Origin of the sequence: Piscirickettsia salmonis LF-89 = ATCC VR-1361 (assembly GCF_000297215.2) — a bacterium.
In the GTDB taxonomy this organism is placed as follows: domain Bacteria; phylum Pseudomonadota; class Gammaproteobacteria; order Piscirickettsiales; family Piscirickettsiaceae; genus Piscirickettsia; species Piscirickettsia salmonis.
Genome location: NZ_AMFF02000076.1, coordinates 41,734 through 51,703, shown reverse-complemented (window position 1 = coordinate 51,703; position 9,970 = coordinate 41,734). Strand labels below are relative to the sequence as shown.

Below are 9,970 nucleotides of genomic sequence, written 5' to 3'. Positions count from 1 at the left end.
TCTGGAAAAACCCCTTACGAAATGTTAAAAACTAAGTTAGGATTGTAAAAATTCATGTCAAGCGAAGTTCTGAGTGACACAAAAATAAATCAAACCATACTTAAGAATAAATGATATTTTTATGTAATCACTTGATTTTGTTAGCTCTATCTCACTTTAAGTGCCTCTAAACTTAAGCAATCTGAACAATATCATCTCAAAAATCTCAACGGTTATTGCAGTTATATAAAGGCATATATAAAAACAGAGTAAATCCATTGATACTAAACAACTCACGCAAACAAATAAAATCGTTATTTATTACTAAATAAAATTTTAACTAAGTAAAAAAACTTAAATGAATAAAAAATAAAAACGCAAAGAAAACAAAAAAAAGCCCTGTATAAAAGAGGGTTACAGGGCAAGCCAATTAATGTATTCGGCTTGGGGAATCCGAATACAGTTTCTCCGCTTTAAGGGAGGGAAAAAGCGGAGTCGTGATGCGCCCACGTACTAAGTAAGACAGCATCTTAAACAGAAGTTCACCTGCTATCTTAATTTTAATTATTTAACGCTCCAAACGATAAGGTACACCGACAAAAACACGTGTTGAGCCATAACGCGTAATCGGGTTATACATCAGTGCAGCTCGTAATAACATCGCTTTACGATTATGCAGAAAGTGATGCCACCAACGTGTTGGCACCGCCTCTGGAATCACAATCACCGCGCAACCACGCTCAGGTTCTCGTAGATCAATCCGTTTAATATAACGCAATAAAGGGCTAATGGTAGCTCGATAAGGCGAATCTAATACGACTAACCGCTCTGGAATCTGCAACTCCTTCCAGTCCTCTTTGAGCTTATCAATACGCTCCCCATTGTCATGATCATGGGTATCCACCACCACAGCCGTCACATCATCAGACAAACTGCGCGCAAAGTGCAAAGCCGTCATTGTGCCACGATGTAATTTGGAAATCGGTACAATCACCTTCAATAAGGGGTCGTCATAACTTAACAAATCATCATCATAAATATTCTCAACAGCAAGCTCCTGATCTACCTCACGATAATGAGAGTGTACTTTATAAAATAAACATAATAATAACGGTGCAATTAAAAAGACCACCCAGGCACCACTGGTGAACTTACTTTCGGCGATAACAATAAAAGCAATACTTGTGGTGATACAGCCAACAATACTCACTCCGCTCTTCCATAACCAACCGGTTAAACGACGTTTGATAAAGTAACGTGCCACCCCCGCTTGCGATAAACTAAAGGCCAAAAACACCCCAATAGAGTATAAAGGAATTAAACTGTGCGTATTCGCTTGAAAGGCAATCACCAAAACTATGGCAATAATCGCTAGCATGATAATACCATTCGAATAGGCTAACCGATCACCAATATTGCGCAGCTGGCGAGGTAAGTAGTTATGTTCGGCCAGTACCGAAGCCAAGCGCGGAAAGCCTGAGAACGACGTATTCGCCGCAAGTAATAAAATTAACGCTGTCGCAACCTGTAAGGCATAATACAAACCAATGCCTATCGCACCCTCACCAAAGACTAAATGCGCGATTTGCGATAACACACTTTGTGTATTATTAGGGTAAATATGTAAGCTATCTGCAAGTACGGTCACCCCTAAAAACATCGTCATTAAAATCAAAGCCATCGCCATTAAAGTCCGATTGGCATTTTTTGCGCACGGTACTTTAAACATTTGCACTCCATTAGATACCGCCTCTATGCCAGTCAATGCCGAACAACCTGATGAAAACGCCCGTAAAATTAAGATAATCCCTATCGAACTGGCGTCAAAACCACCGACAGGAACCGGGTTGAGACTCACATAATCATGATGAAAGCCATTGAGTAAACGCCACAGTCCTATAAAAATTAAAAGATAAATCAAGCCAATAAAAATATAGGTCGGCGCAGCAAATATCCCAGCGGTCTCATGCAAGCCACGTAAATTCAACCAAGTGATAACAATAATCGCAAAGACACTTAAAGCCACGGCATGTGGCATCAACTCTGGAAAAGCGGAGGTCATCGCCCGTATCCCGGCAGAGACACTGACAGCAACGGTTAGGATATAGTCAATGATTAAGGCCGCCGCAGCCAATAATCCCGCACGATTACCTAAATTTTCTTTGGCCACCGCAAAAGCTCCACCACCATTTGGATAAGCCGTAATCGTCTGCCGATAAGATGCGCCAACAATTAAAATGAGTAAGCAAATCGCCAAACTAATTGGCAAAGTAAAACTAAATGCAGCAGATCCTGCAATCATCAATGCACCTAAAATTTCTTCAGTCGCATAAGCGACTGAGGATAAAGCATCCGATGAAAAAATCGCCAGCGCCATTTTTTTACTCAGGCGCACATCCGCCATTTTTTCTGTAGACAGCGGTGCACCAAATAACAAACGACGCAGCTTCATAGCCTAACTCTCACATCAATTAATATTAAATTTATTACATTAAATCGCAGAATCTAAGGCCGGTGTGCCTCAGTTAGATATTCTTGGGATTGCATTTCTTGCAGGCGGCTTATGGTCCGGTGAAATTCAAACGCTAGACGTGCACCTTGATATAGACTCAACATATCAACCACAGCCGATAAAATCAGCTTCACTTTACGATCGTAAAATTCATCAACTAAGTGAATAAAGCGCCGTGCTGCATCTTCATTATTGTTATTAAAAACAGGCACATCACTGACAAGCACCGTATGAAACTGCTTTGCCAGCTCGATATAATCAGCCGCACTACGGGGACTATTACACAGTGCCTGAAAATCAAACCAAGCCGTATCTTCCGCTGTGCAGATCACCGGAATAACCCGATCAAAAATTTCGATAGGAGTATGATGAGTTTTAACATGCGCTGCAAGCTGAGCAAAACAATGCGATAACGCCGTATGGTCACTGAGCACTGTAATATGGTACATCTTTGCTTCAGTCAATGCCCTTAAACGATAGTCCTGCTCACTAGCTAACTCTAAGGTATCGCAATATTGCTCTAATAAAGCAATCGCAGGCAAAAATGACGTGCGCTGTAAGCCATCTTCATACAAACGCTTAGGCGGAATATTTGATGTTGCCACCAAGCTCACACCCTGTGCAAACAAGCCCTTAAGCAATCCTGCCAAAATCATCGCATCACCAATATCCGCAACGAAAAACTCATCAAAACATAGCACTTTCGTCTCTTTGGCCCATTGCTTAGCAACCAAGCTTAACGGGTCACTATGGCCCTTAAAGGTGTTTAAATCTGCATGGACTTGCTGCATAAAACGATGAAAGTGTAAGCGCTTTTTTTTATCACAGGCCACATGCTGATAAAACACATCCATTAAATACGTTTTACCCCGGCCCACATCACCCCAAATATACAACCCCTTAACAGGCTGCTGGCCTTGACCACGGAAAAACCAACGCTTTAACAAGCTGCTATTTTGTTGATCATTAACAAATTGGCCTGCTAGCAATGCCAAGCGCTTAATCACTATCTCTTGCGCCGGGTCATAAATTAACCCCGTGTTCAGGTCATGCTGATAGCGTTCTAATATATCCATGATCTAACTTTAGCTAACTTTGCTTAGAATTAATTGTAGAATTTAGAATGAGGAAAAATAATGCTGTTCTATCACTTTGCGCAAATCCACCAGGCGACCATGAAAAAAGTGACCGGCTTCTTCAAAACGCTTAATTTGCAGCGGCTGTGCTAATTTTTCGGCCCAAGCCAATACTGCTTCGGCAGCCACCACTTCATCCGCCATCCCTTGAATCAGGAAAGTAGGGCAATTTGGTTCTACTTCACTGTCAAAATCAAAATTAACCACCGCCGGAGCCACAAGCAGTAATTGCTTGACATTAAAACGACTGGCTCCACGATAAGCAACATAACCCCCAAACGAAAAACCGGCCAACCAAATTTCATGATCAGGCTGCTGCGCTTTGACCCAATCAATCACCGCGGCTAAATCAGCGGTTTCACCAATGCCATGGCTATATTCTCCAGCACTGTGGCCCACACCACGAAAATTAAACCGAACAGCATAAAGCCCCTGCTGCTTAAATGTCCGTGCTAAGGTGTGCACGACCTTATTATGTAAGGTCCCTTCAAACAATGGGTGAGGGTGACAAATCACTACGGTGACCTTCTGCTGCTGGCTGGACTCGCTCGCCTTGGGCACGGATACCGCCAACTCAAGCACTCCACAAGGCCCTGATATTTCTAAACTTCCATCACGCTCGGGAAAACCCACAGCCACCCCTCTCATACTTATCTTAGAATAAACACAAGGGCGGATTCTCGCATGTTTTACTATAAATGCCAAGACGATAAAACCAGCCAAAACATAAAATCTACTTTACAAACCCAAGCAATCCAACAGACAATAGAGGATGAAAGATTAATATTCATCGCATTATACTTAATACGATTAATTAGATTGTGTAGTAATTTATTAAGAGGAGACCCTGTAGATGTACTTTGCTGCCATTGGCCTTATAGCGCTTATTATCGGTCTTGTCATTGGCTATTGGTGGGGACGACGTCAAGCACCGCAAAAACCAAATCAACTGGCACTAGAATTACAAAATAAGGCAGAAACCTATGAAATCTACCAACAAACAGTTGAAGAGCATTTAAATACCGCCGCTGATCTTGCCACCGCCCTAGCACAAACGCAACAGGAACTTAGCGAACACATTGCCCAAAGCTTAGAAAGCCTAAGTCAACGTGGAGTGCTGCCACCACCGTATGCAGAAAGCGCGGCGACCTTAAAACAAGCCAAGAAACAGCAACAACAGACAACAAAATCAACGGAACAACCTCCTAGAGACTATGTCACTTAATATAATTATTAAAATGACCTTAATAAAAGTAATAATAACGATAACAGAATCTTATCAATCACTATATTTTTAAGGATACTTTGAGGATACGCCTATGAAAAAAACTCTCGCTTGCGCTTTGCTTAGCTGCAGTTTAATTGCACCGGCACTAAGTTATGCTGAACTACCACAAGAGCTAGTGACTAAAAACAGCTTAGCACCAATGCTAAAAAGCGTAATGCCTGCTGTTGTCAATATCTCAAATTTACAAGATGTTGATTTTTCTAAAATTAAACTCCCTCCTGGCGTACCTAAATCCAAGCTACCCAAAGAACCGATCCTTGTGCCTAAATCCACGGGCTCAGGCGTGATTATTAATGCTGATAAAGGCTATATCCTCACTAACTATCATGTGATAGCAGAAGCTAAAAAAATTCGTGTCACCTTAAAAGATGGCCGCCAGCTTACCGCAAAAGTCATTGGCAATGATAAAGGCACGGACATTGCCATCATTAAAATTAGCGCCAAAAACCTTGAGCAAATACGATTACCTAAACCAGACTACACACCGGATGTCGGTGATTTTGTTGTTGCCGTTGGCAGCCCTTATGGCCTTAGCCAAACTGTCACCTCAGGTATTATCAGTGCCCTTGATCGCAATAACCTGGGTATCGAAGGCTTTGAAAACTTTATTCAAACCGATGCACCCATTAATCCAGGTAACTCAGGCGGTGCGTTAGTTAATTTACAAGGCCAGCTTGTCGGCATTAACACAGCTATCTTATCACCCGATCCTGCCGCCACCTTTACCGGCATCGGCTTTGCTATTCCATGGCCAATGGCAAAAAGTGTCTCTGAACAAATTATCAAGTACGGCGAAGTCAAACGCGGCCAACTGGGTGTATTCGCACAAAACATTACCCCAGAGCTAAGCGAGGCGATGGGCTTAGAAAAAAGCGAAGGAGCAATCGTCACTGATGTCATGCAAAATTCAGCCGCTGCATTTGCAGGCATTAAAATCGGTGACATTATTACCCAAATTGATCAAAAAAACATTCACTCCGCCGCAGATTTACGCAACTCGATTGGCCTGATCCGTGTCGGCGATAAAACGACCATCCAAGTCGTCAGTGCAGGTAGGAAAAAAACAGTAACCGCCAAACTGATTAGTCCAGCCGCACGCGACAAGGTTATTGCGGAAAGCGATCCTTATCTCGTTGGTATGACCTTACAGCAAGTTGAGAACTTTAGTCCGCAACGCGGCTTAATTCAAGGAGTGAAAATCACTGAACTAAACACCAGCAGTGCCGCATGGAATTCTGGCCTACGTCAAGGTGATATCATTCGTGATGTCAACGGTCGAGCCATTAAAAACCTGAATCAGTTTATCCAAGCGATGAAAAAAAATGATAAAAAAGCCATTACGTTAAACATCGCTCGCGGCCAAGGCGCACTTTATATCGTTTTACACGCTTAAATTAAGTGTATAAATTTAAGCTAAAAGACAACAAACGATAGATCAATAGCGGGGAAATACCCCGCTATTTTTTTTCTACTAAGTAGGGCTCATATCCTCGTGCCTCTCTTGTGCTACAGAACCACCTTCCTCAGGCTGGTGATCATGAAATAAAAGCTCAGGTCTTCGGTCACCAGCCTGCTCCCGCACAGCCTCAGGCAGTTTTTCCATAGACCCTCTGACTATATCACCGTATTGCTGCTCAAATAACTTAGGGCTATAACCATTACGGATACTTTCAAGAGGAATCTCTCGAACGCACGTTCTACCAACTGGTGTTCTGTCATGACTACTTAACCATCTATGCAAACCATCTCTATCATAAGCCTGAGTTTCACCACCGACAGTCACCGGTACATCGATTGAATCTAAACTGATCGGACACTTAAGCAAATCACTTCTTTTTTCTAGAAATTGAGCATATTCTTCAGCAGGCAAATGCTCAGTAAGGGCAGGAGGGATAGGAAATATCCTATCTTGATCAATCGCGACAAAACTATTTAAGTAAGCAAGAACTTCAGCTGGTGCAGCAGACTCTGGTTCTGGCTCTGGTTCTAGCTCTTCTTCTGAATCTAGCACTGGTTCTTCTAGCGTAAAATAATATTCAGGGTCAGGGATACTATCAACCAAATTGAGCTGACCAATACCCTCTGGCCATACACCTGTATCATAGCGCCTCATCACCGCAGCCATAAAGCCTTCTCTTGAAGAAAGCACTCCTCGCTCGGCAGCACCTTCACCAAAGAAGAGCTGTGGAGCAAGAACATGATGATTAGCAACCTCTCTAATCCTCTCCATCATATCTGTGTCTACACTCGAAGGAAGCGAGAATATCGCTAATAAATAAGTAACATATAGTATGGCAAGATTTTTACCAATACGGTCATCCGCACGAATACGTTCCCTTAGCTCAAATACTTTACCAAACTGAACACTCTCACCTCGCTCATGACCTGCGAGAGTATCATCTAAAAGCGTTTCAAGATCAGGCTTATGATTAAACTCATTTTCAAAAGGCATTTTTACTCCCAATATAACAACATCTAAATATTAAGCGTGTATTTTCACAAAAAAAACATTGAAAACATATTGAGAGGAATATCCAAAATATATAAATTTCCTTAATTTTTCATATGTTTCAAAAATTTTACATATAGCAAATCAATAACGCATTATGGCACAACCATATTGTTCTATATGGAAAAAACCACTAAATTAATGAGTTTTGCACACAGCAGGTTATTCAGACAAAGTAAATACTGGCATATCCATTTATTACTATCAAAACTTGCTACAAACACTCTGTTTAAACGCAGTAAAAGCGCTTTGAACATAACCTAAAGATAATCCAAATTAAAGATTACTGGAAAAATGAGGCTGGTGTTATTTTTAAATCAGATTGACGACTATCTATATCAAAAAATCTATCTATGCCTTGATGAATTTTTTCTTTAACTCCCTTTAGCCAAATTTCTTTATATTCAAAATCATCATAACTCATACAATAATCATACATTGCTTTGGTTATAGTTAAAATGCTCGTTTGGCAAAATGCTAAAAATACCTCATCACTCATCATTTTAGGCTCTAATGAGAGTAAAAAAGGCAATAATTCCTGCTCAGCTATAGACTGCGCCGTAGCTGTTGCTTCTATCTTATTCATTACTTATTCCTTTAATTATTTAAACGGCTGTTTACCCAAACCCTATGCTGCTAGATAAAAAATAAACAAAAAGAAATGCCCCATAGGGTTATATCAATGCTTTCTTAGTGACTTTAAAATAACCCACGACTTAATGCCCTAATTTTAATTTAACTAAAAAACGATAAAACCAACCGAGTTAAGCATACGCAAACCGTAATCAAAAATCAGTTAATTTTTTACATTAAAAACTTACTGTAGAAAAATAATTAATACGCCAATAAACTAATCAGCGGGTAATTACTTAGCCTTAAACTACTTTGAATGATCATTTTTCCATATCCTCCTTAATCTAGCAACAGCCGTAAATACTATACCATATGTTTTTATATAGCAAAATTTTGCAATATAAAACTCAAAAATGATTATATCAGTAATCTTTCAAATAATAGATACAAGACTAAAGACGATTGACTTAGTTTATGTATAATAGCTGTGAATGTTGAAAATACAGGTATTGTAACGGAACTTATGAATAACACTTTGCAAAAACTCTTGCCTAAAATTCCAACGAGTAAAAGTGATATAACAGGTCATTTATCAAAAAATTTGAAGCAACTCATGTTGCAAGCTGATGTCGATTCAAGTGAGCTAAGTCAACATACGAACCTAACAATTAGTACTATTAATCGACTCCGCTCTGGATCATCCTCTGTAAACCCGACGGTAACAACATTAATTCCTATTGCAAACTATTTTGGTGTAAGCATTGAAAGCTTAATTTAGTAATGCGCTAAACGAAATTTCATACTCAGGTAATATTCATATTACCAATACCACTTTATCTCGTATTCCAATTATCAAACTCGATGAAGTGATCTCTTGGAGCAATGGCTTAATTAAAAAAGAGTATATAAAATGGGTTAATACTGAACTTGCTGTCAGTGATAAATCTTTTGCAATAGAGTCTGGGTACAACGATTTAGTTAATAGCATCCAGCATAATAGCACCATTCAAATCATAGATCTTAAGGTATTACCTAAACACCATGACTATGCTCTTGTTACAGAAAAGCCCAATCAAAAAAAACCTGCACTTAGACAGATCCTTATAGATGGTGATGATATTTATCTAAAACCAGTTATAGAGGGCTTAGGAAGCATTACTTTCTGCAAAAACCCAACCTTTTATGGTTGTGTTGTACAAACTATAGTAAATTACTAATCGCCTAAGGAAACTAAAGAACAATGGAAAAAGTACTATACTCCGCAAGAAAGGGAGCGGGTGACTACAAGCTGCTCATACCACTATCCTGTATATTTGTTATCATTCAAGCCTTATCAACTGTAGTTATCTATAAACCAATTGACATAGGTATTAGCCACCTATTCATCGCCTCTAGTGCTCTTATCTATACACTAGATTATTCAATCTGTAATATTCTAGCCGAAGTTTATGGATATCACCATACACGCAGAGTAATCTGGTCAAATGCTCTATGCATACTTGTTTTTACACTCGGTATACAGTTTATCCTAAGCCTACCCTCACCCAGCGTTTGGTCATTACATCAACCATATGACGAATTATTTCATTCAGTATGGCGACAAGGCACTGGTGGATTACTCGCTGTTCTCGTTGGTTATTTTCTAAATTCTTACCTAATTCAAAAATTAAAAATGATGTGGAAAGGAAAGTATTTTTGGCTAAGACAAATTGCTTCATGTGCAGTATCCGAACTTGTTCTACTCACTATTGGCTATATAACTATATTTGCATTTGAAAAGCCATTTAAAGAAATTTTTATATTAATATTTACTGGCTGGCTATGGAAAATAGCAGCGAATAGCATCCAGGCCCCTTTTGTATCATTACGTAAGCGTCGCTACCTCGGTAGGTATTTTGCACATCCAATGAGGCAAAATCGCCGAGCAAAACGCGACGACTATAAACCCTCGGCTGTCCGCGTCACACAGCGTT

10 protein-coding genes are annotated in these 9,970 nt (G+C 40.0%); 5 read left to right on the top strand and 5 right to left on the bottom strand.

Annotated elements, in window-relative coordinates; all coding sequences use genetic code 11:
- Positions 1-547 precede the first annotated feature (547 nt).
- The 3 genes from C200_RS08165 to C200_RS08155 are packed head-to-tail and all read right to left on the bottom strand — an operon-like array spanning position 548 to position 4,275.
- Entirely contained in the window at positions 548-2,431 is a 1,884-nt protein-coding gene (locus C200_RS08165) for an APC family permease (protein ID WP_016210899.1), read from the bottom strand.
- Positions 2,432-2,484: 53 nt separating this feature from the next.
- Positions 2,485-3,567 (bottom strand): cell division protein ZapE, encoded by a 1,083-nt coding sequence (gene zapE / locus C200_RS08160; protein WP_016210896.1) that lies wholly within the window; start codon positions 3,565-3,567, stop codon positions 2,485-2,487.
- A gap of 42 nt (positions 3,568-3,609) precedes the next feature.
- A complete protein-coding gene (locus C200_RS08155) occupies positions 3,610-4,275 on the bottom strand; it encodes an alpha/beta hydrolase (RefSeq protein WP_236611052.1) in 666 nt (221 codons plus the stop codon).
- A gap of 205 nt (positions 4,276-4,480) precedes the next feature.
- Here C200_RS08155 and C200_RS08150 point away from each other — a divergent pair, with 205 nt between their 5' ends.
- Together C200_RS08150 and C200_RS08145 are read left to right on the top strand one after the other, a co-directional pair.
- A complete protein-coding gene (locus C200_RS08150) occupies positions 4,481-4,852 on the top strand; it encodes a ZapG family protein (protein WP_016210903.1) in 372 nt (123 codons plus the stop codon).
- Between the two features lie 94 nt (positions 4,853-4,946).
- Complete coding sequence (locus tag C200_RS08145) at positions 4,947-6,308, top strand: Do family serine endopeptidase (protein WP_016210901.1); 1,362 nt, start codon at positions 4,947-4,949, stop codon at positions 6,306-6,308.
- A gap of 78 nt (positions 6,309-6,386) precedes the next feature.
- Here C200_RS08145 and C200_RS08140 read toward each other — a convergent pair whose 3' ends face one another.
- Together C200_RS08140 and C200_RS08135 are read right to left on the bottom strand one after the other, a co-directional pair.
- Positions 6,387-7,367, bottom strand: a complete 981-nt coding sequence (locus tag C200_RS08140) for an RING finger protein (protein WP_016210897.1) — start codon at positions 7,365-7,367, stop codon at positions 6,387-6,389.
- A gap of 340 nt (positions 7,368-7,707) precedes the next feature.
- Positions 7,708-8,010 carry a hypothetical protein gene (locus C200_RS08135; RefSeq protein WP_016210894.1) on the bottom strand — a complete coding sequence of 101 codons (303 nt, stop codon included), beginning with the start codon at positions 8,008-8,010 and terminating at the stop codon, positions 7,708-7,710.
- Between the two features lie 510 nt (positions 8,011-8,520).
- Here C200_RS08135 and C200_RS08130 point away from each other — a divergent pair.
- The 3 genes from C200_RS08130 to C200_RS14225 all read left to right on the top strand — a co-directional run.
- A complete protein-coding gene (locus C200_RS08130; RefSeq protein WP_016210902.1) occupies positions 8,521-8,775 on the top strand; it encodes a helix-turn-helix domain-containing protein in 255 nt (84 codons plus the stop codon).
- An 88-nt stretch (positions 8,776-8,863) separates the two neighbouring features.
- Positions 8,864-9,214, top strand: a complete 351-nt coding sequence (locus tag C200_RS08125) for a hypothetical protein (RefSeq protein WP_016210898.1) — start codon at positions 8,864-8,866, stop codon at positions 9,212-9,214.
- Between the two features lie 23 nt (positions 9,215-9,237).
- Positions 9,238-9,970, top strand: a 733-nt coding sequence (locus C200_RS14225) for a queuosine precursor transporter (protein ID WP_033923727.1), incomplete at its 3' end; no start/stop codon positions are given.

Excerpts from the sequence above, each read along its gene's own strand:
- C200_RS08145 (WP_016210901.1), top strand. The coding sequence starts at position 4,947 with ATGAAAAAAACTCTCGCTTGCGCTTTGCTTAGCTGCAGTTTAATTGCA.
- C200_RS08150 (WP_016210903.1), top strand. The coding sequence starts at position 4,481 with ATGTACTTTGCTGCCATTGGCCTTATAGCGCTTATTATCGGTCTTGTC.
- C200_RS08155 (WP_236611052.1), bottom strand. The coding sequence starts at position 4,275 with ATGAGAGGGGTGGCTGTGGGTTTTCCCGAGCGTGATGGAAGTTTAGAA.
- C200_RS08135 (WP_016210894.1), bottom strand. The coding sequence starts at position 8,010 with ATGAATAAGATAGAAGCAACAGCTACGGCGCAGTCTATAGCTGAGCAG.
- C200_RS08140 (WP_016210897.1), bottom strand. The coding sequence starts at position 7,367 with ATGCCTTTTGAAAATGAGTTTAATCATAAGCCTGATCTTGAAACGCTT.
- C200_RS08165 (WP_016210899.1), bottom strand. The coding sequence starts at position 2,431 with ATGAAGCTGCGTCGTTTGTTATTTGGTGCACCGCTGTCTACAGAAAAA.
- C200_RS08130 (WP_016210902.1), top strand. The coding sequence starts at position 8,521 with ATGAATAACACTTTGCAAAAACTCTTGCCTAAAATTCCAACGAGTAAA.
- zapE (WP_016210896.1), bottom strand. The coding sequence starts at position 3,567 with ATGGATATATTAGAACGCTATCAGCATGACCTGAACACGGGGTTAATT.